This is a genomic window from Marisediminicola antarctica (assembly GCF_009930795.1).
GTDB lineage: Bacteria > Actinomycetota > Actinomycetes > Actinomycetales > Microbacteriaceae > Marisediminicola > Marisediminicola antarctica.
Genome location: NZ_CP017146.1, coordinates 2,752,435 through 2,779,203, shown reverse-complemented (window position 1 = coordinate 2,779,203; position 26,769 = coordinate 2,752,435). Strand labels below are relative to the sequence as shown.

The following is a 26,769-nucleotide window of genomic DNA, read 5'->3' as shown; positions in this document are numbered from 1 at the left end:
GCGCCCCACCGTGATCGAGGAGATCACGATCCGCAACCTCGGTGTCATTGGTGACGCCGTGCTGCCGCTCGGCGCCGGGCTCACCGTGCTCACCGGCGAGACCGGAGCGGGCAAGACGATGGTGGTGACCGCCCTCGGGCTGCTGCTCGGTGCCAGGTCGGATGCCCAGTCCATCAGGTCGGGAGCCGACCAGGCTGTCGTCGAGGGACGCTGGAGCATCGCCGAGACCGGAGCCGTCGCCGAGCGTGTGCGGGATGCCGGGGGAGAGGTCGAGGACGGCGAGCTGATCCTCGGCCGCTCGGTGTCGCCGGAAGGGCGCAGCCGCGCCGTCGTCGGCGGACGGTCGGCCCCGGTGAGCGTGCTGACCGAGATCGGCCAGCAACTCGTGGTGGTGCACGGCCAGTCCGACCAGTTGCGGCTGCGCTCGGCGACCGCTCAGCGCGAGGCCCTCGACCGCTTCGCCGGCGACGAGCTCGCAGGAGTGCTGGCCGAGTACACCCGAACCTTTTCCGGCTGGCAGGCGGCACAGGCCGAGCTCGACGCCCTCGAGGCCGAGCGCGACCGTCGCGCCCGGGAGGCCGACGGACTTCGCATCGCGATCGCCGAGATCGAGGAGGTGGCCCCACAGGCGGGGGAGGATGCCGAGCTTGCCGAACGAGCCGAACGCCTCGCCAACGTCGAAGACCTCCGCCTCGCGGCCGCCCACGCGCACGAGCAGGTCTCCTCCGAGGAGATCGGCGAGCCGGCCGATGTCATCGGACTGCTCGAATCCGCCCGGCGCCAGCTGGACAGGGTGTCAGAGCACGATCCCGCACTGACTCCGATCGTCGCCGCACTCAAGGAGGCCTCCTACCTCGTTGTCGACATCTCTGGACAGCTCGCCGCCTACCTCGGCGACCTCGACACCGACAGCGGGCGCGAGCTCGACGCGGTGCAGGAGCGGCGCGCGCAGCTGGGCACACTCCTGCGCAAGTACGGCCCCGGCCTCGACGACGTGATCGGCTACCTCGACACCGGCAGCCAGCGCCTCATCGAGCTCGACACCGACGCCGACCGCATCGGAGGGCTCCGCGACCAGGTCGAGCTCGACCGGGCCGAGGTCACAGTTCTCGCCGCACGGCTCAGCGAGGTGCGCGCGGCGGCCGCCACCGGGCTGTCCGAGCAGGTTACCGCCGAGCTCTCGGCGCTCGCCATGGCCAACGCGCGCCTGACCATCGAGGTCACCGATCGTGCCGAGTACAGCCCCACAGGCAAGGACCAGGTCGCTTTCCTGCTGCAGCCGCACTCTGGCGCCGAGCCGCGGGCGCTGGGCCGCGGAGCATCCGGCGGCGAGCTGTCCCGGGTGATGCTCGCGATCGAGGTCGTCATCGCGAGCACCGACCCCGTCGCGACCTTCGTGTTCGACGAGGTGGATGCCGGCGTTGGCGGCGCCGCAGCGATCGAGATCGGCCGGCGGCTCGCGAGCCTCGCCCGCACCTCCCAGGTGATCGTCGTCACCCACCTCGCCCAGGTCGCCGCCTTCGCGACCAACCACCTCCGCGTCGCCAAGGACGAGGCCGGGTCGGTCACGGCATCCAGCGTCGAACGCCTCGACGGCGAGGAACGCACCGCAGAGATGGCCCGGCTGCTGTCCGGGCTGCAAGACAGCGGAAGCGGGCTCGCCCACGCGAGGGAGCTGCTGGAGACGGCCAGGAGTATCGCGAGCTGATTTGCCCCCCGGATTCGCCGAATTCGGTCCCCGCTGCTGATAGGTTTGAACCCCGTGGTGAACATTCAAAACGCGGGTACGACAAAGCACATCTTCGTTACGGGCGGTGTCGTATCCTCCCTCGGCAAGGGACTGACGGCGGCAAGCCTCGGTAACCTCCTCACGGCACGCGGCGTGCGCGTCGTCATGCAGAAGCTGGATCCCTATCTCAACGTGGATCCCGGCACAATGAACCCCTTCCAGCACGGCGAGGTCTTCGTGACCGATGACGGCGCCGAGACCGACCTCGACATCGGCCACTACGAGCGTTTTCTCGACATCGACCTCAACCAGGCCGCCAACGTGACGACCGGGCAGATCTACTCGACCGTGATCGCGCGCGAGCGCCGCGGCGAGTACCTCGGCGACACCGTGCAGGTCATCCCGCACATCACCGACGAGATCAAGCGACGGATGCGGCTGCAGGCGGCATCCGACCCCCGGCCCGACGTCATCATCACCGAGATCGGCGGAACCGTCGGCGACATCGAGTCGCAGCCGTTCATCGAGGCGGCCCGGCAGGTGCGCCACGAACTCGGCCGCAACAACGTGTTCTTCGTGCACGTCTCGCTTGTGCCCTACCTCGGCGCCTCCGGTGAGCAGAAGACCAAGCCGACGCAGCACTCCGTCGCGGCACTGCGCTCGATCGGAATCCAGCCCGACGCCCTCGTGCTGCGCTCCGACCGCCCCGTCTCCGAGTCCAACAAGCGCAAGATCGCGCTGATGTGCGACGTCGACGAGCGGGCCGTCGTCAACGCCGTCGACGTGGCGAGCATCTACGAGATCCCGCGGATGCTGCACGACCAGGGCCTCGACGCCTACATCATCGACCACTTTGGGCTTCGGACCGGCGACGTCGACTGGTCCGGCTGGAGCGAGCTGCTCAGCGCGGTGCGCAACCCCAAGCACGAGGTCACGGTCGGGCTCGTCGGCAAGTACATCGACCTGCCCGACGCGTATCTCTCGGTGACCGAGGCGCTGCGCGCCGGCGGCTTCGCGCACAACACCAAGGTCAACCTGCGCTGGGTGGCCTCCGACGAGTGCGAGACCACGGAGGGCGCCCTGCGTCAGCTCGGCGAGCTCGACGCGATCTGCGTTCCCGGCGGATTCGGCATCCGCGGCATCGAGGGCAAGCTCGGCGCACTGAAGTTCGCGCGGGACAACCAGCTGCCCGCGCTCGGACTGTGCCTCGGCCTGCAGTGCATGGTCATCGAGTACGCCCGCAACGAGGCCGGCCTCGAGGGGGCCTCGTCGTCGGAGTTCGACCCGGACACCACCTACCCCGTGGTCGCGACGATGGCGGAGCAGGTCGAGATCATTGCCGACGGTGACCTCGGCGGCACCATGCGCCTCGGGCTGTACCCCGCCACCCTCGCCGACGGGTCGATCGTCGCCGAGCTGTACGGGGCGACGGAGGTCTCCGAGCGTCACCGCCACCGCTACGAGGTCAACAACGTGTACCGCGAGCAGATCGCCGCCGCCGGAATGCGATTCTCCGGCACCTCGCCCGACGGCCAGCTCGTCGAGTTCACCGAGCTTCCGCGTGAGGTGCACCCGTTCTACGTCGGAACGCAGGCGCACCCCGAACTGCGCTCGCGGCCCGACCGCGCGCATCCGCTGTTCAGCGGTCTGATCGCGGCCGCGCTCGACCGGCAGAAGTCGAGCCGGCTGTTCGAGGTGGCGGAAGCCGAAGTTGTCTGACCCCCAGGGCCTGCGCGACGACCCGGCACCGCAGAGAATCACCGCGAGCGAGACGGTCTTCGCCGGGGCCGTCTGGGATGTGTGCCGGGAGAGCTTCGACTACTCCGGCACGCCGATCACCCGCGAGTATGTGGACCACCCCGGCGCCGTCGCGATCCTCGCCCTGGACGACGACGGTCGGGTACTTCTGATCAAGCAGTACCGGCACCCGATTGCCGCGCGCGACTGGGAGTTGCCCGCGGGCCTGCTCGACGAGGCCGGCGAGGCGCCGGTCGACGGGGCCATCCGCGAGCTCGCCGAAGAGGCCGACCTCGAGGCCACCCGGTGGCACCTGCTTGCTGAGTTCTTCACGTCCCCGGGCGGCAGCAACGAGTCCATCCGCATTTTCCTCGCCCGCGGCCTCTCCGCCACCGCGCATCCGTTCGCCCGGTTCGACGAGGAGGCCGAGATGGAGACCCGCTGGGTCGATCTCGACGAGATCGTCGAGGCCGTGCTGACCCGCTCGGTGACCAACTCGATCCTCGGCTTCGCGGTGCTCGCGGCCGCAGCCTCGCGGACGCGCGGCTGGGACACGCTCGGCGACCCGCGCTCGGCCTGGCCGTGGCACCCGAAGCTCGGACAACCGGCGACGCCATGACCTCCCCGGCGCCGGTAGCGCGTGTGCCTCTCGACCGTGCCGTCGACCACTACCTGCGCCATGTCGCGATCGAGCGTGGGCTCTCCGCGAACACCGTCGCGGCGTACCGCCGCGACCTCGCTGCCTATCTCGAGCTGCTCGGCCGCCTCGGCATCCGTACCCCGGAGGCGATCGGCGCCGCCGAAGTCACGGCGTTCGCGATGGACCTGAGATCCCGGCCGGACGGTGCGCTCGCGGCGTCGTCCGTGGCCCGGATGCTGTCGTCGGTGCGCGGATTCCACCGGTTCCTGCTCGAGGAGTCCGTCGTCGCAGAGGACGTCTCGGTCGACGCCAAACCGCCCAAGCTCGCTTCCCGGCTGCCCAAGGCCATCACGATCGAGCAGATGGCGGCCGTGCTCGACGCGGCAGCCGGCGACGACCCGCTCGCGTTGCGCGACCGGGCGCTGCTCGAGACGCTCTACGCGACGGGTGCACGCATCTCGGAGGCCGTGGACCTCAACGTCGACGACGTGATCGACGGCGACATCGTGCGGCTGCTCGGCAAGGGCAACAAGCAGCGGATCGTGCCGCTCGGCAGCTACGCGCGCGCCGCGATCGACGCGTACCTGGTGCGCGCCCGGCCGCTGTTCTCGGCGCGTGGTACCGCGAGCCCGGCACTGTTCCTCGGGGTGCGCGGGTCGCGGGTATCGCGGCAGAACGCGTGGCTCATTATCAGGGCGAGGGCGGAGCAGGCGAAGCTGGGCATCGAGATCTCACCGCACACCTTCCGTCACTCGTTTGCCACGCACTTGTTGGCCGGCGGTGCGGATGTGCGGGTGGTGCAGGAGCTGCTCGGGCACTCCTCCGTCGCCACGACGCAGATCTACACGCACGTGACCGCCGACACCCTGCGTGACATGTACACGACGGCGCACCCCCGAGCCCGCTGACCTGTCATTATTCAGGAGGCTGACGGCCCTGTAGCGGCATTCGGACCAGCATCCGTCTCTCTGGCCACCCCAGCCCCGGCTCGGGGCGTTATACACCCACGCACTCCCGAATATCGAAGTGCCTGGATAGCCTGACTCCTGAATAATGACCGGGCTCCCGCTGCCCAACTCCTGAATGATGAAAGCTAGCGGTAGCTCGCGAAGGTCGTGTCGAGCGCCTCGTCGATCGGCGTTGCCCGCAAGCCCAGCCCCACGATGCGGGAGCTGTCGACCACGAACGGCTCGGTGAATTCGTACTGCATCTCCACGAGCTCGCGCACGGTCGGGTCGACGAGCCCGAGCAGGCGCAGCACGATCGTGGGCGTTCCGGAGATGCGCGGCGACCTGCCGGCGAGCCGGAACACGGTCTCCACCATTGCGCGGCTCGTCTGCGGTACCGGGTCGTTGGGCAGGTGCCAGGTCGAGCCGAGCGCATCCGGATGCAGCCCGAGCACGGCCAGCCCCTCGCCTATGTCGGGCAGGAAGGTGTAGCTGTGCAGGAGATCGGGGTTGCCCAGCAGTCGCACCCGTTTGCCCGCGATCGCCGGCAGGAACAGTCGGTCGCCCAGAGCCGACTGCGCTCCGGCACCGGGGCCGTAATAGTCGGATGCCCGCCCGCTCGCGACCTGGATTCGTCCGGCAGCGTGCGCCGCCCACAGCTGTTCCTCCATGCGCGCTCGCACCGCCCCCTTGCGCGAGTTCGGCGCGATCGGATTGCTCTCGGTGATGGGCCGCCCGCCCGACGTCCCATAGGAGTACAGGTTGTCCATGTTCACGAAGCGGGCCCCGGATGCCTCGGCGGCCGCGATCACGCCGTCCTGCAGCGCCGGGAACTCCTCCGCCCACCGGTGGTAGGGCGGATTGAGCGTCTGGTAGACGACGTGTGCGCCGCGGGCGGCCCGCCGGGCGAAGTCGGCGTCGCGTACGTCGCCGCCGATCACCTCGACCGAGTCCGGCATCTGCGCGATTCCCGACCGGTTCACCATTGTGACCCGCTCGCCGCGGCGGAGCAGCGCGGCGGCGGTGGCCCGCCCGATCGCGCCCGTGCCGAAGATCACATGTTTCACGAAACCGAGGCTATCGACTGGAGGTCCCCGGCAACAGGGGGATCGGTCGGGTGCGCTGGCCTACGGGCAGACGAGCGTGGTGCCCTCGATGATGATCTCCTGGCCGCTCAGGCCGGTGCACTGCTGGGCCAGCTCCGTGGTCAGCGCGACGAAGGCGATTCCGACAACGATTCCGATGATGGAGAGGATCACGAACAGCGCGAAGCCGACGATGATCGCCGCGACCGCGAGCGGGTTCTTGGCGCCGGCCTTCTTCGACGTGCGGAGCGCGACGATGCCGACGATGCCCCCGACGATATTGAAGAAGATCGCGAGGATGAGGGCGATGAGCCCCATGGTCTTGCCGGGGTAATCACCATTCGGCGCCGACGGTGGAACGTACGGAGCGGGGCCCGGCGGCGGGATGGTCATGTGGTTCTCCTCTGGATGATGAAGGCCTGCGGACGACCCAACACCTCGACGTTACTGGCCTCGAGGCGGCGTGCGGAAGGGAGACTCGTGTTTCGCTTCCGCAACCGCGTGATTGGCATATTTCGAAACAGCGCGTATCTCCCCGGGTCGTCGGCGCGCCGCGGTTAGACTCGACACGGTCGGGAGCCGCCGGCCTGCACGTCGAGTAGTGAGGAATGTCGGGATGACAGCTAAGAAACGAGTCGACACCGCCGTGTTGGACGGCATGGACAAGCCCGCTGTTGGTCCGACCGGCCGCCCGCTGCGCGTGTTTCCCGTGCCGGAGCGCCTGACCGGCCACGGCCCCGCGCGCATCATCGCGCTCTGCAACCAGAAGGGCGGCGTCGGCAAGACCACGACGGCCATCAACCTCGGCGCCTCGCTCGCCCACTACGGCCGCAAGGTGCTCGCGGTCGACTTCGACCCGCAGGGCGCCCTCTCGGCAGGACTCGGCGTCTCGGCGCACGATGTCACCAACATCTACGACCTGCTGCTCGGCACCGTCAAAGACGCGCACGACGCCATCCAGCCCACCTCCGTCGCCGGCCTCGACGTGATACCCGCCAACATCGACCTGTCCGCCGCCGAGGTGCACCTCGTCAACGAGGTCGCCCGCGAGCAGATCCTCGCCCGCGTGCTGCGCCAGGTTATCGACGAGTACGACGTCATCCTCGTCGACTGTCAGCCCTCGCTCGGCATCCTCACCGTCAACGCCCTCACCGCCGCGCACGGCGTGCTCATCCCGCTCGAGTGCGAGTTCTTCGCGCTTCGCGGCGTAGCGCTGCTCGTCGAGACGATCGACAAGGTCAAAGACCGCCTGAACCCCGCGCTGAAGCTCGACGGCATCCTGCCCACGATGTTCGACTCGCGCACCCTGCACTCCCGCGAGGTACTCGAGCGCGCGGTGGAGCGCTTCGAAGACCAGGTGTTCGACACCGTGATCAGCCGCACCGTGAAGTTCCCGGATGCGAGCGTCGCGGCGAGCCCCATCCTCGAGTTCGCGCCGGAGCACCCCGCCTCGATGGCCTACCTGCAGTTCGCCAGAGAGCTGATCTCGCGTGGCGCTGTCGCTTAGCCCGGCGAAGCCTTCGGTCGACCCCACGGATGCGCCAGCGGAAGCCGGCGGATTCTCGGTGACCCTGCGCAACTTCAACGGACCGTTCGACCTGCTGCTCTCGCTCATCACCAAGCATGAGCTCGACATCACCGAGATCTCGCTCAGCCAGGTCACTGACGAGTTCATCTCCTACCTGCGCACCCTCGACTCCGCCGAGGAGCTCGATCAGGCCACCGAGTTCCTCGTCGTCGCCGCGACCCTGCTCGATCTGAAGGTCGCGGGGCTCTTGCCACAGGGCGAGCTGGTGGATGCCGAGGACGTGGCACTGCTCGAGGCGCGCGACCTGCTCTTCGCCCGGCTGCTGCAATACCGTGCGTTCAAGGAGGCCTCGTCCTGGTTCGCGGCGGGGCTGGATGCCGAGGCGTCGCGGCAGTTCCGGTCGGTGCCACTGGAGGAGAAGTACCGCAGGCAGACCCCCGAACTCGTCTGGACGCTCACCCCTGAGGACTTCGCCGCGATCGCGATGCTCGCCTTCGCGCCGCGCGAGCTGCCCTCGGTGGGGCTCGACCACCTGCACGCGCCGCTCGTCAGCATCCGGGAGCAGGCCGCGTTCATCGTCGCCATGCTGCGCGGGGGTGACCCGATGACCTTCCGCCAGCTCATCGCCGGCGCCGACCGCAAGGGCGTGATCGTGGCCCGGTTCCTCGCCGTGCTCGAGCTCTACCGCGGCGGGCTCATCGGCTTCGACCAGCTCGAGCCGCTCGGCGAGCTCACGATCCGATGGACGGCCGAGTCGTTCTCCGACGACAGCCTCGCGAATCTCGGGGCCGATTATGGCAACTGACGCGACCGAAACCGCCACCGAAACCGCCACCGAAGCGGGCACAGAAACCAGTGCGCCGGTGGACGTCGAGCGCGGCCTCGAGGCGATCCTGATGATCGCCGACGAGCCGCAGTCCCTTGTGCGCCTCGCGACCGCGCTCGAGCGGCCCGTCGCCGAGGTGCGCGCCGCGATCGACCGGCTCGTCGCCGACTACGACGGTGTCGCTGGCACCGTGCGGCGCGGATTCGAGCTGCGTGAGGTCGGCGGAGGCTGGCGCTTCTATGTGCGCGGCGAGTTCGACTCCGTCGTGCGCGACTTCTCCCTCGCGCAGAGCCCGACCCGGCTCACCCAGGCGGCCCTCGAGACCCTCGCGGTGATCGCCTACAAGCAGCCGATCAGCCGCGGCGCGATCGCCTCGATCCGGGCGGTGAACGTCGACTCGGTCGTGCGCACGCTGCTCGGCCGCGGCCTTGTCACCGAGGCGTTCGCCGATCCCGAGACCGGTGCGATCCACTACGCCACCACCGACCTCCTTCTCACCCAACTCGGCATCAACTCGCTCGACGAGCTGCCGCACATCTCCCCGCTCCTCGCGGACGGCTCGAATGGATTCGACGATGCCCGATAGAAACATGCCCGACAAGAACACGCCCGACAAAAACACGCCCGACCGCAGCAAGAGCGCGGATGCCGCCGACGACGGCATCCGCCTGCAGAAGCTCATGGCCGCCGCGGGTGTCGCCTCCCGTCGCGTCTCGGAAGACCTCATCTCCGCCGGCCGCGTCGAGGTCAACGGCGAGGTCGTCACCGAGCTGGGACGCCGCGTGCAGGAGACCGACCTCGTCTCGGTCGACAGCGTCGCCATCCAACTCGACACCAGCCGTCGCTACCTCATGCTCAACAAGCCCACCGGTATCGTCTCCTCGCTGCAGGACGACCGCGGTCGCCCCGACCTGTCACAGTTCGTCTCCCGCTACGACGAGCGGCTGTTCAACGTGGGCCGGCTCGACGCGCAGACATCCGGATTGCTCATCCTCACCAACGACGGCGAGCTCGCCCACGTGCTCGCACACCCCTCCTTCGGTGTGCTCAAGACCTACATCGCGTGGGTCGAGGGCCGGGTGACCCCAGCGACAATCTCCAAGCTCACCTCCGGCATCCACCTCGAAGACGGCCCCATCGCCGCCGACAAGGCCCGCATCCTCGACCAGGCCTCCGGCGGCCGGGAGACGATCGTCGAGATCACCCTGCACTCGGGCCGCAACCGCATCGTGCGGCGGATGCTGGAGGAGGTCGGCCACCCCGTCGTCGACCTCGTCCGCCGCCAGTTCGGGCCGCTGCACCTCGGCACCCTGCAGATCGGCGAGATCCGCGACCTGACCAAGGCCGAGGTCGGCCAGCTGCTCACCATCTCCCGCGACGCGAAGGCGACGACCGGGGCGGATGCAGCATCCGACCAGCCCGACGACCCGGCCGACGACCCGGCCGGCTCGTGACCGAGTCAATGCTCCTGACCGACTCCCGCCTCGTCGGTCCCGTGCGCGTCGTCGGCTCCGGCCTGCTCGGCACGAGCATCGGGCTGGGTTTGCGAGCCAAGGGCATCGACGTGATCCTTGATGACGCGTCCCCGGCGAACCTGAGCCTCGCGGTCGACTACGGAGCCGGCCGCCCGGCCGAACCCGACGACTCCCCGCAGCTCATCATCGTCTGCGTGCCGCCGGACGTCACCGGCAGGGTCGTCGCCGCCGAGCTCGCCGCGTTCCCCGACGCCATCGTCACCGACGTCGCGAGCGTCAAGGTGCAGCCGCTCGAGGAGCTGCGCGCCGCCGGGGCCGACCTCTCCCGCTACATCGGCTCGCATCCACTCGCCGGCCGCGAACGCGGGGGAGCCGTCGCCGGCCGCGCCGATCTGTTCCTCGGCCGGCCCTGGGTCGTCACCGGGCATGACGACATCTCCTACCGTGAGGGATCGGCGATCGACGACCTCATCCTCGACCTCGGCGCCGTGCTCGTCGAGCTGAGCCCCGAGGAGCACGACCGCGCCGTCGCGCTCGTCTCGCACGTGCCGCAGCTCATCGCGACACTGCTCGCGAAGCGGCTGCTGGGCGCCGCGCACTCCTCGGTCGGCCTCGCCGGCCAGGGCCTGCGCGACACCACGAGGATCGCCGCGAGCGAACCCGAGCTGTGGGTGCAGATCCTCGGTGCCAACGCCCCCGCGATCACCCCGATCCTGCGCGCCTACCGTGACGACCTCGACGCGGTGCTCGCCGCCCTCGAGCATCCGACCGCTCCCGGCGCCCGGCGCACGCTCGCCGAGGCGATCGCCGCCGGCAACGCGGGGGTCGCCGCGATCCCGGGCAAGCACGGGCAGGACCGCCGGTACAGCCAGATGGTTGTCATGGTCGACGACCGCCCGGGCGAGCTCGCCCGGCTGCTGACCGAGATCGGAGCCTCAGGGGTGAACATGGAAGACCTCAGGCTGGAGCACTCGCCCGGCGCCCAGATCGGCCTCGCCGAGATCTCGGTGCTGCCCGAGGTCGAGCAGCAGCTCACCGACGAACTCGAATCGCGCGGCTGGCGCATCGCGGGGGCCTCGCTGTGAGCGGCGGCGTCGTCGTCGCGATCGATGGCCCCGCGGGAAGCGGCAAGTCGAGCGTGAGCCGGGCGACCGCCCGCCGCCTTGGCTTCGGCTACCAGGACACCGGCGCCGCCTACCGCGCCCTCGCCTGGAGCGCACTCGACAGAGGCATCGACACCACCGACGCGGCAGCCGTCATCGCGTCGCTCCCCGGCTTCGACTACCGGATCAGCACCGACCCCGACCACACGGTCGTGCAGGTCGGGGACACCGACGTCACCGAGGCGATCCGCGAGCCGCGGGTGAGCGCCGTGGTCAGCCAGGTCGCCCGCATCCCCGAGGTGCGCGCGTACCTCGTCGAGCTGTTCCGCAGCGTCATCCGGGAGAGCCTGCGGCCCGGGATCGTGACCGAGGGACGCGACATCACCACAGTCGTCGCACCGGACGCCGACGTGCGAATTCTGCTGACAGCCAGTGAAGAAGCTAGAATGGCGAGGCGTTCGCTAGAAGTTACCGGACAATCCGCCGAGGTCACCGCCCAGCAACTCAGTTCGCGGGACGTCCAGGACTCTCGGGTCGTCGACTTCATGAACGCCGCCGACGGTGTGACCACCGTCGATTCAACCCACCTCGACTTCGACCAGACCGTCACCGCGGTCGTCGATCTCGTCACGAGCGTGTGGGCTGAGTAGCCCGCAACGCGGGCGCACCGAACCTAAAAGGATTAACTAATGGCCGACCACGACAACGCCGACCGGGACAATTACCCCGAGATGGACGAACAGCTCGCCAAGCGCATTGCGGCGATCGACGAAGCCGAGGCACTGCAGCGCGCCAACACCCTGCGCGCCGGGCTCGACGACTACGACCTCGAGGCCGAAGACCTCGACATGCTTCAGAGCGTCGGCGACGATCCCGAGGCGATCACCTACCTCCCCGCGCTGCCCGTGCTGGCCGTCGTCGGTCGACCGAATGTCGGCAAGTCGGCGCTCATCAACCGCATCCTCGGCCGCCGCGAGGCCGTCGTGCAGGACACCCCCGGCGTCACTCGCGACCGCGTGACCTACCGCGCCGAGTGGGTCGACCGCAGCTTCACCCTCGTCGACACGGGCGGCTGGGAGCCCGATGCGCGCGGCATCAACGCCTCCGTCGCTGCGCAGGCCGAGGTGGCCGTGGACCTCGCCGACGCCGTGCTGTTCGTCGTCGACGCGATGGTCGGCGCCACCTCGACCGACGAGCATGTCGTGCGGATGCTGCGCGCGTCGAACAAACCCGTCATCCTCGTCGCCAACAAGGTCGATGACGCGCGCCAGGAGCCGGAGGCCGCCGTCCTGTGGAGCCTCGGCCTCGGCGAGCCGTGGCCCGTCTCGGCGCTGCACGGCAGGGGAGTGGCCGACCTGCTCGACCACGTGCTCACCGTGCTGCCCGAGATCTCGGCCGTCGCCAAGCAGGAGGTTGGCGGACCCCGGCGCGTCGCTATCCTCGGTCGCCCCAACGTCGGCAAGTCGAGCCTGCTCAACAAGGCCGTTGGCGAGGAGAGGGTCGTCGTCAACGAGATGGCCGGCACCACACGCGACCCCGTCGACGAGCAGGTCGAGATCGCCGGCAAGGTTTGGCGCTTCATCGACACCGCCGGCATCCGCCGTCGCATGAACCTGGCCCAGGGCGCCGACTTCTACGCCTCCCTGCGCACGAGCGCCGCGCTCGAGAAGGCCGAGGTCGCAATCGTCGTACTCGACGTGAGCGAAGTGATCAGCGAGCAGGATGTGCGAATCATCGACCTCGTGCTCGAATCCGGCCGCGCCCTCGTACTCGCCTTCAACAAGTGGGACATGCTCGACGACGACCGCCGCCGATACCTCGAGCGGGAGATCGAGCAGGACCTCGCGCACGTCGCGTGGGCCCCGCGCGTGAACATCTCCGCCCGCACCGGCCGGCACCTCGAGAAGCTCGTCCCCGCCCTCGAGCTCGCCCTGCAGTCCTGGGACACCCGCATCCCGACCGGCAAGTTCAACGCGCTCGTCGCCGAGCTCGCCGCCGAGCACCCGCACCCCGTGCGCAGCGGCAAGCAGCCGCGCATCCTGTTCGGCACCCAGGCCGCGATCCGCCCGCCGACCTTCGTGCTGTTCACCACCGGCTTCCTCGACCCCGGCTACCGCCGGTTCATCACGCGGCGCCTGCGTGAGATCTTCGGCTTCGAGGGAAGCCCGATCAATGTGAACATGCGCGTGCGCGAGAAGCGCAAGCGCAACTAGCGCACCTCGCGGGTCGGCGTACGCCGGGCGTGTGGCCCCCGCTTGGGGGAGTTTCCAGAAACCCTCCGTGACCTACCGTTAGACAAGGCCGAAACCCGAATTTTCGGCCCGCCACCGCCGGGCACCCGAAGTACCCGTGCTGTGCATTACCATCAGATCGAACGCCCGCGCACTCCCACCAGACCCTGAGAGCGTGTCGGCACACGCATCGACGACCGTGTCCTACCCGAATACGGACGTCATGCGTTCGGGATGCTGCGCGACAATTCGGATCGTCGCGCGCGTCCTGACCGACCCGAACTACCGATGCGAATCCACCCGCTCGCATCGTCCGGCCTTACCCGAGGACGCCCCCATGACTTCCACGTCATCCACTCTCTGGATCCGTGTTGCGATCGCCGTGACCGTTCTCGCCTGGCTCGCCTACCTGATCCCCTCCTTCGTCGTTCCGCTGGTGGCGACCGGCGCGGCGACATCCGATTCGATCTCCTATCTCATCGTGATGACGTTCTTCGCCTTCGCCCTGGTCATGTACCTGCTCGCGCGGCAATCGGCGGTCCGCCAGCACGGCCGTCGGCGCGCCCCGGCCCGGCTCGAGAGCCACTTCGCCACCAGGGAGGGGTCGATGACGGTGCTCGTGCCGCCCTACACCGAGGAGGTGCCCGACGTGCGGGCGACCGTGTGGGCCGCAGCGCTGCAGGAGTACCCCAAGCTGCGGGTCGTGCTCCTGCTCGATGACCCGCCCCGTCCGCTCGAGGCCCACATCGCGGCGCGGCTGGGCGAGTCGCGCACCATCACCGACCGTGTGGCGCTCGTGCTCGCCGAACCCAGCAGGCGATTTCGCGACGAACTCCTCGCGTGCGAGATCCGTCTCGCCGAGTCGAGCGTCATCGCCCCCGAGGCTGTGCGCGAGCTCGCCGAGAGCTACCGCTTCGCCATCAAGCGCCTGGCAGCGGAGGCAGCCGAGGAGCGGGCCGCCGGCGGCGACGCCGCAGCGAAGGTGCTCGACGACACCGCCCACGAGCTCTCCCGGCTGACCCGTTCGCTTCACGTCGCGATCGCTGACGAGCGTCGTGTGCCGCCCGCCGAACGGATGCTGGAGCTGCACCAGCGACTGGCCTGGACCTTCTCCGCCGACCTCGACACCTTCGAGCTCGACTTTCGTCGAACGAAGTCGCGGCAGCCGCAGGCCTGAGTCGATTTCTCGAATCCCCGTGTCCCCCTATTTGGGGACACGGGGATTTTTCACTAACCCCCCTTTCGCGCTCGCTCGTCGATAGTGTTGAAGAGTCGATATTCTAAGGAAATCTCGATGACGCCCTCCCTGGAACCCGAAACTCCGTTGCGGCGTGGATGACCCGAAATCCCCGGCGCCCCCGAGATCCTGAGCCGCCGGCCTTACCCGAGGACCAGCCCCTATGCCTTCGACGACCCTGCCTTCGCGCGCCCGCAAACGCCAGTGGGGGGCGGAACGCACCACCCAGCCGCTCCCATCCGTGCACGACAGGCCCAGTGATGCCAAGATCACCTGGGGCCGCCTCGCCATCGTCGCGACGGTGCTGGCGTGGTTCGCGTACCTGATCTACACCGTGGTGCGCCAATTCCTCAATAACGGGACCGAAAGCTTCCGCTTCACCACCGAGGCGATCTCCTACCTCGTGGTGGTGACCTTCCTCACCTTCTCCGCGCTGATGTACCTCGTGGCCCGCCAGGGCGCTCTGCAGCGATTCCGCGACCATGTTCGGGTGCCCCGAGCGGAGCTCGACGCCCACTTCGCGACCACCCACGGCTCGATGACGGTGCTCGTGCCCTCATATGCGGAGGAGCCCGCCGTCGTGCGCGCGACCCTCTGGTCGGCGGCACTGCAGGAGTACCCGTCCCTGCGCGTCGTACTGCTGCTCGACGACCCGCCCTATCCGAGCGATGCCGCCGTCGCCGCACGTCTGACCGAGTCCCGGGCCATCGCGAACACCATCGCGCACGCTCTCGCCGAGCCGCGAGAGCGGTTCACGGACGAGCTGCTGATTTGCGAGATCGCTGTCGCCGAGAGCGACACCATCGGGATCGGCGCGGTGCGCGAGCTTGCCGAGAGCTACCGCTGGGCGACCGCCTGGCTCACCGGAATGGCCGAAGCCGAAGACGTCACCGACCACGTCGACACCTTCTTTGTCGAGCAGGTTCTGGGCGAGCTGGCAAGCGAGCTGACGCTCATGGCCACGGCCCTCGACGCCGCCGCCGACGAGGGAGCCACCCCCACCCCGGACCGGATGCTCGAGCTCCACCGCCGCCTCGCCTGGACGTTCACCGCCGAGATGGAGACCTTCGAGCGCAAGCGTTTCGCGTCGCTCTCGCACGAGACCAACAAGGCAATGAACCTCAACGCTTACATCGGACTGATGGGTGGACGCTTCCAGCGCGAGGAGGGACCGGATGGCACCATTCTGCGCCCCGTCCCCGCATCCGCGAATGCCGACTTCGTCGTGCCGGACTCGGAGTACCTGCTGACCCTCGACGCCGACTCGCTGCTGCTGCGCGACTACTGCCTGCGCCTGGTCTACTTCCTCGAGCAGCCCGACAACGCCCGCGTCGCCGTCACTCAGACGCCGTACTCCTCGTTCCGAGGTGCGCCCACCCGCATCGAGCGTCTCGCCGGGGCGACTACCGACATCCAGCACATCCTGCACCAGGGCATGTCGCACTACGGCGCGACCTTCTGGGTCGGCGCCAACGCAGTCATCCGCAAACGAGCCCTCGAGGACATCGTCGAGGTCGAGACCGTCGGCGGATTCGAGGTGCGCCGCTATGTGCAGGACCGCACGGTCATCGAAGACACGGAGTCGAGCATCGACCTCGGCGCGCATGGCTGGACCCTCGTCAACTACCCCGAGCGGCTCAGCTACAGCGCGACGCCGCCGGACTTCGGATCCCTCGTTGTGCAGCGTCGCCGCTGGGCCAACGGAGGCCTCCTCATCCTGCCCAAGCTGTGGCGCCAGGTTCGCGCCCGCAAGCGTGCCGGCGAGTCGGTGAGCCTCATCGAGATGCTCCTGCGCGTCAACTACATGACATCAATCAGCTGGGCGAGCTTCGGCCTGGTCTTCCTGCTCGTCTACCCCTACGACAGCCGGCTGCTCAGCCCCGTCGTCGTGCTGGCCGCGCTGCCGTACTTTCTCGCGATGGGCAGCGACCTGCGCTACTGCGGCTACCGGTTCAGCGACATCTTCCGCATCTACGGCTTCAACCTCGTGCTGCTGCCGGTCAACCTGGCGGGTGTGCTGAAGTCGCTCGAGCAGGCACTGACAAGCAAGAAGATCCCCTTCGTCCGCACCCCTAAGGTGAAGAACCGCACCGCGGCGCCCGTGCTCTACGTGGTCGCGCCGTACCTCATTGTGGCGTTCTCCGCGCTCACCCTGTGGCGCGACGTGCTCGCGCAGAACTGGGGCAATGCCGCGTTCGCTGGGTTCAACGCAGTGCTCGCGACGGCCGCGATCCTCGCCACAATCGGCGTCTGGAACTCGCTCGTCGACATCTGGCTCGGCATGACCAGTTGGCTTTGGGTGGAGAAGAAGCCGCGGGCGAAGTCGGTCCGTCCGGTCGCTGAGGCGCTGCCCGCGATGGACTGGCGGGCCGTCATCTACCACGGGCACGACGGCGCCACGGTGCCGCAGCCCACTCACACCATTCCGTCGCGCGAGACTGCGTCGCGTCAAGTGACGAGCAACGCGTGAGCGCCGCCACGAGCGCCGCATCGACGCAGCCGGTGGCGCCGCGCCGTCGCCTCTCCGCGCTGCGAGTAGTCCTCTCGGTCGCGCTCGTCGGCCTCCTCGCCTCAGGCGGATTCGTCGGCTGGCAGTGGTGGAGCGCCGCGCAGGCCGTCGAGGATCACGAGCCCTGGTTCGCCGGCTACGTCGACGTGACCGCCACCCCGACGTTCGCGTTCGAGGCACCCGCATCCGACGCGGGCCGGGACGTTGTCCTGTCGTTCATCGTCGCCGCGAAAGACGACGCGTGCGAGCCCACCTGGGGTACCGGGTACACGCTCGAGGAGGCGTCGCACGCGCTCGATCTCGACCGTCGGCTTGCGCGACTCGATCAGCTCGGCGGGCAGATCACCGTGTCGTTCGGTGGGCTCCTGAACGACGAACTCGCGACCGGATGCACCAATGTGAACGACCTCGTCGACGCCTACGCCTCGGTGGTCGACCGTTACGAGATCACGACGATCGACCTCGACATCGAAGCGGGCAACCTCACGAACACGTCGGCGGGGGAGCGGCGCGCCGAGGCGATCCACACCCTCCAGGTCGAGAGGCGCAGCGCGGGCGACGACCTCGCCGTCTGGCTCACCCTGCCGGTCGCGCCGTCCGGGCTCACCGAGTACGGCACGACTGCCGTCAGCCAGATGCTCGACGCGGGCGTGGACCTCGCCGGGGTCAACGTCATGACGATGGACTACGGCTCCAGCCGCACCGACGGAGACAGCATGGCGATGGCATCCATCCAGGCGCTCCAGTCGACCCACCGCCAGCTCGGCGCGCTCTACTCGCGCGCCGGGATCGAGCTGTCGCCGGCATCCCTCTGGACCAAGATCGGCGCCACCCCGATGATCGGCCAGAACGACGTACCCGGCGAGGTGTTCGGGCTAGCGGATGCGGAGGAGTTCAACGCCTTCGCGCTCGAACAGCGAATCGGACGCATGTCGCTCTGGTCGCTCAACCGCGACCAGAGCTGCGGGTCGAACTACGTCGATCTGAAGCGCGTGTCCGACTCGTGCAGCGGCATCGATCAGGGCGACGTGCGATTCGTCGACCTGCTTGGGGAGGGCTTTGACGGGCGGCCGGACGGCTCGGCTGGCGCCGTGACCACCGCGGACACGCTCGAGGAGATTGTCGACGACCCCGCCACGAGCCCGTATGCCATCTGGGCTCCCGAGGCCTCATACCTTGAGGGCACCAAAATTGTCTGGCACCGCTCCGTGTACCAGGCCAAATGGTGGACCCGGGGCGAGCTGCCCGACAACCCGGTGCTCAACGAGTGGGAAACACCGTGGACCCTCATTGGCCCGGTGTTGCCGGGGGAGACCCCTTTCGAGATGCCGACCCTGCCGAAGGGTACTTATCCCGAGTGGGAGGGCCCGACCATCTATGAAAAGGGTGACCGGGTGCTCTTCGACGGAGTGCCGTTCGAGTCCAAGTGGTGGAACGAGGGGGAGAGCCCCGAGGCTGCCTCATCGAATCCCGACGGCGCGCCGTGGGCGCCGCTCGCCGAGTCCGAGGTCGGTGCAATCCTCGACGCGCTCGAGCAGTAGTTCCAGAGGGGCCGTTGCCCGGCGAGATCCTGGTGTCCTGCCGCCGGAGCCGCTACGAGGCTGCCGCCGTGGAAGCCCGAGCCGACGGGGGAGGCGAAGAGGGCGCGGTAGGTCGTGCGCTCCTGCGCTCCTGCGCTCGTGTGCGATGTGCTCGAGCATTCGCGTCAGCGACTCGGTACAGGCGTCGCTGATCGCCAGCGGGGCGAGCGAGGTGTGCGCGTCGATCTCCACCCGCGCGATCGCGTCGAGTTCGTCCATGAACACGGATGCCGCGAAGCCGACAACGTCGCGGTGGTGGCCGTAGAACGTCGTGCGGTGCACTCCGGCCTCGCGGCAGCGTCCCGTGACGGTGATGGCCTCGAGCCGGGTGTCGTCGAGAAGCCGCAGGCCAGCGCGTGGTGCGCCGGCCGCCGGGCGGTATCAACTGGTGTAGTGCGAGAGCCCTGCGGTTTCGCCGCCGTCGGCGATGAACTCGGCGCCGGTCGAGAAGCTCGACTCGTCGCTGGCGAGGAACAGGATGAGGTTCGAGACCTCGTCCGGTTCGCCCGCGCGGTGCAGCGCGACGTGATTCTGGGCCTGGTCGATCCCCTCGGTCATCGGTGTCTTGATCACTCCGGGATGCACCGAGTTGACCCGCACGTTGTGCTTGCCGAGATCGAGTGCGACCGACTTGGTCAGGCCGCGCACGCGAACTTCGTGGCCGTGTATCCGGGCAGCGCCTCGTAGCCTTGGATGCCGGCTGTGGAGGAAATGTTGATGATCGACCCGGCCTTCGACTTCGTTATCGCCGGCACCGCAGCTTTGATGCCAAGGAACACCCCCGTGAGGTTGATTGCGATGATGGTGTTCCACGCCTCGATCGTGTAGTCCTCGATGGGGCCGAAGTTAGCGATACCCGCATTGTTGACCAGAATGTCGAGCCCGCCGAAGGCAGCGACAGCGACCGCGACGGCGGCGTCCCAGTCGTCGATCTTCGTCACGTCGAGGTGCACAAACCGCACGCTGTCGCCCAGTTCGGCGGCCAGCTCGGCACCCTCGTCATCGAGAATATCGCCGACGACGACCAGGGCGCCTTCCTCCACGAGCAGACGAACATGGGATGCGCCCATGCCGCGTGCTCCACTACTGATGAGTGCGACTCTTCCATTGACACGTGCCATGAGAGTCCTCCTGATTTCGTGTGGATGGGAAGCAGGGCCAGCGAAACGCCAGCCTGGATTTCGCCCGCGTAGTCCGCGGATGTCGAATAAGTGGCGGCTGGCAGCGGCATGGTTCGTGCGGCCCTGCGCGAACGGGTAAGCTCTTTCTGGTGCCGCGGTTGGTCTGAACTGACCAAATGCAGCACAAGTCACGGGCTGTGGCGCAGCTTGATAGCGCACTTGACTGGGGGTCAAGTGGGTTGGAAGCGCAAAACAGCGTTTTTGAGGCAAAAACTAAATAACGGGCTGTAGCGCACCTTGGTAGCGCACCTGACTGGGGGTTAAGTGGTTTACCACTCTTCGGTCGGCCCGAACAACTGAAAATCGATGCCACGGGCTGTGGCGCAGCTTGGTAGCGCACTTGACTGGGGGTCAAGGGGTCGCAGGTTCAAATCCTGTCAGCCCGACGTAAAATCCTTGATGAGAAGCAATTTTCATCAGGGATTTGTTGTTTCTGTGGACGGTTTTCGCTGGTCCCCCTCTGGTCCCCCTCGGCCGGTACACGCGGTCGACCTGTGGATAACAGAATCCGCCGCGATGCCCTGTCTGTGGATGAGGGGACCAAAAGGGGACCAGAACGGTGAAAACCCACGTCTGGGCCGTTCACAGTCCGCGTCCCGTGCCTTGCCGCGGTCGTCTCGATGAGTTCGGACGAGCGTCTCTGGCGAGGAATGCGTTGGCCTGTTCCGCGGCGGAGGCGAGGTGGCGGTCATCGGGGTGGAGGTAGCCGCGAGTGGTCTCGATCGATGCGTGTCCGAGGATCTCCTGGAGGACGTGGAGAGGGACCCCGGCGTCGGCGAGCTAGGTGGCGCCGGTGTGTCGGAGGCCGTGTCGGGTGAGGTTGGGCAGGCTGAGGTCGGCAACAACTTGGTCCCAGCTGGTGGCGTCGCGAACGGTGGCCGTCGTGAGGAAACCGCCGCGTGGACCGATGAGTAGTGGTGCGTCCGACTGTTTGAACGCGCAGAGTCGCTTCAGGATTGGTCGGAGTGGGTCGAGAATTGGCACGCGACGTTCTTTGCGGCTCTTGGTCGGCTTGGTGATGAGGCCACCTCTGCCGGGGAAGACTTGCCGTCTGATGATGACGAGGTTCTTGTCGAAGTTCACGTCTCCAACTTGAAGACCGGAGACTTCTGAAGAGCGAGCTGCCAGCAGGGCGGCGAGCATCACGAAGTCTGAATAGGACTGATGGACGGCGCCGCAGGCGGAGGCGAGTTGGTTCAGCTTCTGGAGGTCAGGGATCGCGTGTGCGCGCGGGGCAGCGTCTTCGGCGGGTTGGATTCGGAAGGCGTTTCGATGGAGACTCCGCTTCGCGCGGTGCTTGGCGGGATTGATTGTGATCAGGCCGTCACGAACGGCTTCGTCGAGCACCCGCACGAGAGGGGCGATGGTGTTCTTGATCGTCGATGCGCCGTACTGCTTCTCCCAGTCATCGATCGTGCGGTCGATCATTCCAGCGGTGATCTGCGTTACGGGCAGATGACCGAGTGCCGGGAGCACCCGTAGTCGAAGACCGTAGCGGTAGTTGTCTCCGGTAGAAGTCATATCGAGGCCGCGTGCCCATCGGTCGTCGATCGAGGTGAAGAACTCCAGGAGCGTCATGGATACGTCCATCCCCTTGACCGAAGAGTTCCGGAGCGTGTCGAAGAATGCGCGTGCGGTTGCCTCGTCTTTCACGATCTCGGTACGGATCACGCGCCGCCTGGTGAGCGGATCAGTCCAGCGTGCCCGCGCTCGAATTCCGTAGGAACGTCGTTCCATGTCGGCGGAGATCCTCACCCCGATCGGCGGTACCGGCCGGGGTGAGGACTCCGGCATCGGCTCAGTTGGGCGGGCCATGGTGCGGCTCTAAGTTCTGCAGCCATTCGTCAATTGCTTCGAGCCGGTATCGGGCGATACCGCCGAGCTTGATGAATGGTGGCCCGGACTCCGCGGAGCGCCATCGAGACAACGTCGATTCGGAGACCTTCAGGTACGAGGCGACCTCTCGGCTATCCAGCAATGGCGAGACTGGCGCCGCCGCTTCGGCCGCGTTGCTCACCGACCCGAGGCCACGGCGCAGCGAGTCGATCACGCGAGGGCCGAAGCCGCACTCACCGAGATCCGCCGGATGAACGCCGCGGCCAAGGGTGTGCAGTCCCATCGTGAGCCGTCTGAGCGGACTTCGGAGGGGCGGGTGCTCTGACCGCTGCCCAGTCGTGCCGGTACGCGCTCGTACCGTCAACAGGCCGCGCTGAGGAAGATGAGCGATTACAGGCCGCGTGAATCGGGTGTGCGACGATCACACGCTGCAGCGATGCGAAATGCTCGTGACAGCTCTGCGTTGTGGTCGTTGCTCTTGTCCTCGTCGGCGAGCCGAAGAACGTCTTCGGAACCTGTGAGCAAACGGGCGCGTCTGTCTTGAATAAGGATGTTGGAGCCATAGCTGGCGGCACTCGTCACGGGGCCAGGAACCGCGCCCACAGCGCGTCCAAGTTTGACGGCTTCGTTGGCGACACGCAGCGATCCTGACCGCGCCCCCGCCTCAACGATCACCGTCGTCGAGGAAAGCGCGGCCATAATCCGGCCACGATCGAGAAAGCGCTGCCGTGTTGGCGTTACGCCAGGAGCGACTTCAGAAACGAGGAGACCTTGTTGCTCAATACGCGCAAACAGATCCGCGTGTCCGGCAGGGTATGCGCGATCGACCCCACCCGCGAGGACTGCAATCGTTCTTCCACCGGTCGCCAACGCCGACTGGTGTGCGACTGCTTCGATGCCGAACGCGCCGCCAGCGACAACGACACGGCCACTGAGCGCGAGGTCGCTGGCGAGTTCAATCGCCATGTGGTCCCCATACGCGGTGGAGGCGCGTGCACCGGTCAGCGTGATGCGGTCGGCGAGAGGCTTGGCCAGCAGCGCAGTCTCGCCACGCGTCCAAAGTGCATATGGTGTGCGTGCTCCGAGGTCGTTGAGGGCGACTGGCCAATCCTTCTCACCCGGAATCAGGACCCGGAGGCCTTGTCGCTCGAAGGTCGCCATCTGTGTGGCTAAGGTGTCGGCGCTGCTCACAGCGTGTAAGCGTTCGCGCCATACTGCCGCTGCGATTTGGTCGAGGCCGGGCACCGCGCCGTCAGCATCAGCGAGGCGGAGCAGTTCTACGGCACCGACTCGGCCAAGGAGACGACCGGTCGACGGATCATTCGGTGCAGCCACGAGCGAGAGGACGGTACGCGCGCTCCGCTCGTCGTGTCCGAGGGAAGAGAGGGAAGTCATCATCGGGCTCCTTCACAGCCAGTCATCACCGTGCAGGTGCGCAGCACCGCCCTTTCCTATGTCGTTGGTTCGGCGTACCCTTGAAACCAGGCGACACACTCAATGTTCGCCATCGCCCGCGCGATGGCATGACGGCCCCAGGCAGTCCTCCAAGGTTCAACGTTGCTGAACCATGAGAGGACCGTTGTCATGCTTCGAATGATCTGGGTTATCAGCATCCACCTCCGCAACTTCATGCGCAGGTACATGCCCACCAACATCCTGCTCGACGCGATTCGCACCCGCCGCGGGCTCAAGTGGGGCCTGCCCGCCATGCTCCTCGCCATCCCGTATCTCTTCGCCGCGAGCATCTGCACAGCTCTGATCGACGGGGGAGCGTCTGCGCCTCAGTGAGACAGGCACGTCACCCGCTGATGGGATCGCGCTTGCGGGCATCCTCGGGCTGGCAGGGTTCGCGGCACTCGTAGCGCGTCGGAAGCGCGTGACGCCGCACTAGCCCCACCCTGGGCTCGGTTAATCGTGTGCGACGGCCGTGCTGGACTCAGAACGCGCGAACCTGATGACGTCTCCTGTCCCCGGATTCGGGGCGCGGCGGCAGGCATCTTCGAAAACTCGGGAGAGCAATCCACTGTCGGGGTAGCATGACGGCCTGAACGCCCTACAATGTTCACATGGACGATTTCGCAGTCACAGACATGAATCAACCCAGTCGACGGCGGTGCTCATGACGGTATTGGCATCCGCGCCGTGGTCGCGGACAGGTGACCGCACCCGTATTACGGGGGTCACAAGCTTCCTGACAGCACCCGCGGGTGCTCCTCTTCTGATCGTCCGGGTGGAGACGAATCAGCCGGGCCTCGTCGGTTACGGCTGCGCGAGCAGCCCCCAGCGCCCCCTCGCCATCAAGCAGGTTCTCGACGAGTATCTGGCGCCAATGATCATCGGGCGCGACGTCCTCGACATTGACGACCTGTCACACCTGCTTTCCCTCAGCCCGTACTGGCGTGGCGGAGCGATCGAGAACAACGCACTGGCGGGCATCGATATCGCGCTGTGGGACCTCAAGGGAAAGATCGCCGGGCTCCCGGTTTTCCAGCTGCTGGGGGGCCGGGCGCGCACGACGGTCAGCGTCTACGGGCACGCCGACGGAGCCGACAACAGCGAAGTCGTCGATTCTGTGCAGCAGTTCATCGAAGAGGGCTACGAATACGTTCGGTGCCAGGTAGCGATCAAGGGCGCCGACACGTACGGAACTCACGCCCCCTCCGACGCGGGGTCGATAGCCGAGCTTGCGCGCTCGCGAGACGCTTTCTGGATGTCGAGCCCCTACCTCCGTGCCATCCCGAGCCTGTTTGAGGCGGTGCGAGACGCGGTCGGCTGGGATGTCGAATTGCTCCATGACGTGCACGAGAGGGTCACCGTCTCGGAGGCAATCCGACTTGCGGAGGCTCTCGACCCGTTCCGTCTGTACTTCCTTGAGGATGCCATCGCTCCCGAGGATCTGGACTGGTACCGCGAACTCCGCGCCCACTCCACCACGCCCCAGGCGGTCGGTGAGGTGTTCTCTGACATGCGCACGTTCATCCCGCTGATCACGAACAGGCTGATCGATTTCGCGCGCATCCGCATGGGGGCAATCGGGGGACTCACGCCGACGGTGAAGCTCGCCGTACTGTGCGAACTCATGGGGGTCCGCACAGCGATCCACGGGCCCGGCGACATCTCGCCGATCGGGCACGCGGCCGCCCTCGCCGTAGACGTCTCCTCGCGCGCTTTCGGCATCCAGGAGTCGACAAAATATTCGGATGCCGTTCGTGACGTTTTCCCGGGCGCACCCGTCATCAAGAATGGTGCGTACGAAATCTCGGAGGCAGTCGGTCTGGGCGTCGGCTTCGACGAACACGAGGCGCGCAAGTACGAGATCGCGGCGCCCCTGACGTACGACTCGTGGGCGCTTCTGCGCCACCGCGACGGATCCGTCGCCCGACCATAGCGACGGAGCTACCATGCGATTACTCGTAACCGGCGGAGCCGGACTCATCGGGCGCGCGGCCGTCGCGCACCTGCTGGAGAGCGGGCACGACGTCGTGTCGATTCTGCGGAGCCCGTCACAGCTGTCGCCGGAGAACGTCCCGGGACTCCGGGAGGTCGTCGGGGATGCCGGAGACGTTGAGCTTCTGGAGACGCTGATGGGCGGAGTCGACTCCGTCCTGCACCTGGCGGCGGTGCCGCACCCGGGCGGCCGCACTGCCCGCGAGCTCCTGATTGCGAACTCCCTGATGACCATCGCGGTGCTGGAAGCGGCCGGGTCCGCTGGGGTCCGCTCCGCGGTTGTCGCGTCGAGCATCTCCATTCTCGGGATGGCGTGGTCGGCGGAGCTCATGAGCCCGCTCGAAGTGCCCATCACCGAGGAGCACTCCCTTCGACCGACCGAGGGGTATTCACTCAGCAAGGAAACCGACGAAGCAATCGCTCGGATGGCCTCGCGTCGGTGGAATATGTCGATAGCGTCGCTGAGGTTTCCGTTTACGCAAACCATGGAGATCATCGAGGCGACCAAGCTCGCGGCCGAGACGAAGCCCGATCAGGCCGCTCAGTCGGCGAAAGAACTGTGGGCGTACCTAGACCTGCGTGACGCGGCCAGGGCGTGCGAGCTGGCGCTGCGCGCGGTAAACGCCGCGCCCGTGCGGGGATGGACGGCGATGAACATCGTTGCGCCGGACCTGCTTCTCGATCCGCCGCTGAGCCAGCTGTTGGGGGAGTGGCACCCCGAATTTTCCAACGACGTACCTGCCCACCAGGAGCGCGAGCCGTATTCAACACGGCGCGCGACCGAGGAGATAGGTTTTACGGCAAGGCACTTCGTGCACCACCCCGCGAGCGCGCCGGACTCTTCCGTGGGGACCACTGAAAGGGACGGATCTCATGGCTGATGATGCAACAGGCTCGGTGAAATCCGCGGACCGCGCACTGAGCATCCTCGAACACCTGGCGGCCACTGCCGAGCCGCAGTCGCTGGCCGACATCGCGAAGTCCCTCAGCATCCCGAAGAGCAGCCTCCACGGACTCCTACGCACCATGCAGACTCGGGGTTGGGTTCAACCTGATGAGAGCGGGATGCGCTATTGGATCGGCCCGCACGCGCTCACCGTCGGGGCGTCGTATCTCGCACGGGACGGCTTCGTCGCTGCGACTGCGAAGATGCTCGACACGATGTCGCTCGAACTGGGAGAGACCGTCCACCTCGGATCGCTCGACGGCCCCGACATCGTCTATCTGGCGAAGCGTGCCGCCCGCCACTCCCTAAGGCTCGTCTCCGGCGTTGGCGTGAGGCTTCCCGCCTACGCGACGGCACTCGGGAAGGTGCTCCTCGCCGAACTCGCGCCGGAGGCCGTCGGCAGTCACCTGCTTCTGCCACTCAAGAAGCTGACTCCGCACACGATAGTGGACACCGAGGCCTTCGCGGCCGACCTGCAGGCAACGCGATCCCGCGGCTACGCGATCGACGAGCAGGAAAGCACCGAGGGCGTGCGGTGCTTCGCGGCGGCTCTCGGCACGACCGGGCCACGCACCCATGCGATCAGCTGCTCGGTGCCGCTCGCGCGTCTGGATGCCGAGTTCCAGAAGCACGTCGTGTCGACGCTCCTGAGTGCGGTGGCGTCGTACGAGGACCGGGATGCCGCGCTCGTCGCGGTGTAATCGTTCACACTGCTGAATTAATAATCAGCGG

The 26,769-nt window shown here is 67.3% G+C and carries 23 protein-coding genes, 1 tRNA gene and 3 pseudogenes; 21 read left to right on the top strand and 6 right to left on the bottom strand.

Going from position 1 to position 26,769, the window contains the following annotated elements:
• Positions 1 to 10: 10 nt before the first annotated feature.
• The 4 genes from recN to xerD all read left to right on the top strand — a co-directional run bounded on the left by recN (position 11) and on the right by xerD (position 5,014).
• Positions 11 to 1,708 (top strand): DNA repair protein RecN, encoded by a 1,698-nt coding sequence (gene recN / locus BHD05_RS12895; protein ID WP_161887541.1) that lies wholly within the window; start codon positions 11 to 13, stop codon positions 1,706 to 1,708.
• Positions 1,709 to 1,771: 63 nt separating this feature from the next.
• Positions 1,772 to 3,448, top strand: a complete 1,677-nt coding sequence (locus BHD05_RS12890; RefSeq protein ID WP_236966753.1) for a CTP synthase — start codon at positions 1,772 to 1,774, stop codon at positions 3,446 to 3,448.
• Positions 3,441 to 4,085: an NUDIX domain-containing protein gene (locus BHD05_RS12885; protein WP_161886784.1), complete on the top strand. Its 645-nt coding sequence runs from the start codon at positions 3,441 to 3,443 to the stop codon at positions 4,083 to 4,085. Before BHD05_RS12890 ends, BHD05_RS12885 begins: the two co-directional genes overlap by 8 nt.
• A complete protein-coding gene (gene xerD, locus BHD05_RS12880) occupies positions 4,082 to 5,014 on the top strand; it encodes a site-specific tyrosine recombinase XerD (protein ID WP_161886783.1) in 933 nt (310 codons plus the stop codon). The genes BHD05_RS12885 and xerD overlap by 4 nt, the downstream gene beginning before the upstream one ends.
• A 185-nt stretch (positions 5,015 to 5,199) precedes the next feature.
• Here the strand turns inward: xerD and BHD05_RS12875 are convergent, their stop codons facing one another.
• Both BHD05_RS12875 and BHD05_RS12870 read right to left on the bottom strand, forming a co-directional pair.
• Complete coding sequence (locus tag BHD05_RS12875; protein WP_161886782.1) at positions 5,200 to 6,120, bottom strand: NAD-dependent epimerase/dehydratase family protein; 921 nt, start codon at positions 6,118 to 6,120, stop codon at positions 5,200 to 5,202.
• Between the two features lie 60 nt (positions 6,121 to 6,180).
• Positions 6,181 to 6,531 carry a DUF4190 domain-containing protein gene (locus tag BHD05_RS12870; RefSeq protein ID WP_161886781.1) on the bottom strand — a complete coding sequence of 117 codons (351 nt, stop codon included), beginning with the start codon at positions 6,529 to 6,531 and terminating at the stop codon, positions 6,181 to 6,183.
• A 223-nt stretch (positions 6,532 to 6,754) separates the two neighbouring features.
• On the opposite strand from BHD05_RS12870, the gene BHD05_RS12865 reads away from it, so the two are divergent.
• From BHD05_RS12865 to BHD05_RS12815, 11 genes are all read left to right on the top strand, one after another.
• On the top strand, positions 6,755 to 7,645 hold the full coding sequence (locus BHD05_RS12865; RefSeq protein ID WP_161886780.1) for a ParA family protein: 891 nt from the start codon (positions 6,755 to 6,757) through the stop codon (positions 7,643 to 7,645).
• The gene (locus BHD05_RS12860) at positions 7,635 to 8,471 is read left to right on the top strand and encodes a segregation and condensation protein A (protein ID WP_236966752.1); all 837 of its coding nucleotides are present in this window, start codon (positions 7,635 to 7,637) and stop codon (positions 8,469 to 8,471) included. The genes BHD05_RS12865 and BHD05_RS12860 overlap by 11 nt, the downstream gene beginning before the upstream one ends.
• Positions 8,461 to 9,078 carry an SMC-Scp complex subunit ScpB gene (gene scpB, locus BHD05_RS12855; RefSeq protein ID WP_161886778.1) on the top strand — a complete coding sequence of 206 codons (618 nt, stop codon included), beginning with the start codon at positions 8,461 to 8,463 and terminating at the stop codon, positions 9,076 to 9,078. Before BHD05_RS12860 ends, scpB begins: the two co-directional genes overlap by 11 nt.
• 94 nt (positions 9,079 to 9,172) lie before the next feature.
• A complete protein-coding gene (locus BHD05_RS12850) occupies positions 9,173 to 9,946 on the top strand; it encodes a pseudouridine synthase (RefSeq protein WP_236966751.1) in 774 nt (257 codons plus the stop codon).
• 8 nt (positions 9,947 to 9,954) lie between these two features.
• Entirely contained in the window at positions 9,955 to 11,052 is a 1,098-nt protein-coding gene (locus BHD05_RS12845) for a prephenate dehydrogenase (protein ID WP_161887539.1), read from the top strand.
• A complete protein-coding gene (cmk, locus tag BHD05_RS12840) occupies positions 11,049 to 11,720 on the top strand; it encodes a (d)CMP kinase (protein WP_161886777.1) in 672 nt (223 codons plus the stop codon). Before BHD05_RS12845 ends, cmk begins: the two co-directional genes overlap by 4 nt.
• Before the next feature lie 39 nt (positions 11,721 to 11,759).
• Positions 11,760 to 13,283, top strand: a complete 1,524-nt coding sequence (gene der / locus BHD05_RS12835; protein WP_161886776.1) for a ribosome biogenesis GTPase Der — start codon at positions 11,760 to 11,762, stop codon at positions 13,281 to 13,283.
• A 355-nt stretch (positions 13,284 to 13,638) separates the two neighbouring features.
• A complete protein-coding gene (locus BHD05_RS12830; protein ID WP_161886775.1) occupies positions 13,639 to 14,478 on the top strand; it encodes a glycosyltransferase family protein in 840 nt (279 codons plus the stop codon).
• A 223-nt stretch (positions 14,479 to 14,701) separates the two neighbouring features.
• Positions 14,702 to 17,008: a glycosyltransferase family 2 protein gene (locus BHD05_RS12825; protein ID WP_161886774.1), complete on the top strand. Its 2,307-nt coding sequence runs from the start codon at positions 14,702 to 14,704 to the stop codon at positions 17,006 to 17,008.
• On the top strand, positions 17,005 to 18,588 hold the full coding sequence (locus BHD05_RS12820) for a chitinase (RefSeq protein ID WP_161886773.1): 1,584 nt from the start codon (positions 17,005 to 17,007) through the stop codon (positions 18,586 to 18,588). Before BHD05_RS12825 ends, BHD05_RS12820 begins: the two co-directional genes overlap by 4 nt.
• A gap of 145 nt (positions 18,589 to 18,733) precedes the next feature.
• Entirely contained in the window at positions 18,734 to 18,892 is a 159-nt protein-coding gene (locus tag BHD05_RS12815) for a hypothetical protein (protein ID WP_161886772.1), read from the top strand.
• A 116-nt stretch (positions 18,893 to 19,008) separates the two neighbouring features.
• Here BHD05_RS12815 and BHD05_RS12810 read toward each other — a convergent pair.
• Positions 19,009 to 19,697, bottom strand: a pseudogene (locus tag BHD05_RS12810) (SDR family oxidoreductase).
• 423 nt (positions 19,698 to 20,120) lie between these two features.
• Between BHD05_RS12810 and BHD05_RS12805 the strand changes: the two are divergent.
• Positions 20,121 to 20,194, top strand: a tRNA-Pro gene (locus BHD05_RS12805).
• Between the two features lie 196 nt (positions 20,195 to 20,390).
• Here BHD05_RS12805 and BHD05_RS15990 read toward each other — a convergent pair.
• The 3 genes and pseudogenes from BHD05_RS15990 to BHD05_RS12790 all read right to left on the bottom strand — a co-directional run bounded on the left by BHD05_RS15990 (position 20,391) and on the right by BHD05_RS12790 (position 23,042).
• Positions 20,391 to 21,236: pseudogene (locus BHD05_RS15990) on the bottom strand (tyrosine-type recombinase/integrase).
• A 370-nt stretch (positions 21,237 to 21,606) separates the two neighbouring features.
• The gene (locus BHD05_RS12795) at positions 21,607 to 21,927 is read right to left on the bottom strand and encodes a helix-turn-helix transcriptional regulator (RefSeq protein ID WP_161886771.1); all 321 of its coding nucleotides are present in this window, start codon (positions 21,925 to 21,927) and stop codon (positions 21,607 to 21,609) included.
• A 107-nt stretch (positions 21,928 to 22,034) separates the two neighbouring features.
• Positions 22,035 to 23,042, bottom strand: a complete 1,008-nt coding sequence (locus BHD05_RS12790) for a DNA-processing protein DprA (protein WP_236966543.1) — start codon at positions 23,040 to 23,042, stop codon at positions 22,035 to 22,037.
• A 186-nt stretch (positions 23,043 to 23,228) separates the two neighbouring features.
• On the opposite strand from BHD05_RS12790, the pseudogene BHD05_RS12785 reads away from it, so the two are divergent.
• The 5 genes and pseudogenes from BHD05_RS12785 to BHD05_RS12765 all read left to right on the top strand — a co-directional run.
• Positions 23,229 to 23,414: pseudogene (locus BHD05_RS12785) on the top strand (sulfate permease); the annotation flags it as partial.
• A gap of 4 nt (positions 23,415 to 23,418) precedes the next feature.
• Positions 23,419 to 23,535 carry an LPXTG cell wall anchor domain-containing protein gene (locus BHD05_RS16195; RefSeq protein ID WP_161887537.1) on the top strand — a complete coding sequence of 39 codons (117 nt, stop codon included), beginning with the start codon at positions 23,419 to 23,421 and terminating at the stop codon, positions 23,533 to 23,535.
• Between the two features lie 339 nt (positions 23,536 to 23,874).
• Positions 23,875 to 25,032 (top strand): enolase C-terminal domain-like protein, encoded by a 1,158-nt coding sequence (locus tag BHD05_RS12775; RefSeq protein ID WP_202614221.1) that lies wholly within the window; start codon positions 23,875 to 23,877, stop codon positions 25,030 to 25,032.
• Positions 25,033 to 25,045: 13 nt separating this feature from the next.
• Positions 25,046 to 25,972 carry an NAD-dependent epimerase/dehydratase family protein gene (locus BHD05_RS12770; protein WP_161886769.1) on the top strand — a complete coding sequence of 309 codons (927 nt, stop codon included), beginning with the start codon at positions 25,046 to 25,048 and terminating at the stop codon, positions 25,970 to 25,972.
• Positions 25,965 to 26,738: an IclR family transcriptional regulator gene (locus BHD05_RS12765; protein ID WP_161886768.1), complete on the top strand. Its 774-nt coding sequence runs from the start codon at positions 25,965 to 25,967 to the stop codon at positions 26,736 to 26,738. The genes BHD05_RS12770 and BHD05_RS12765 overlap by 8 nt, the downstream gene beginning before the upstream one ends.
• Positions 26,739 to 26,769: the final 31 nt, after the last annotated feature.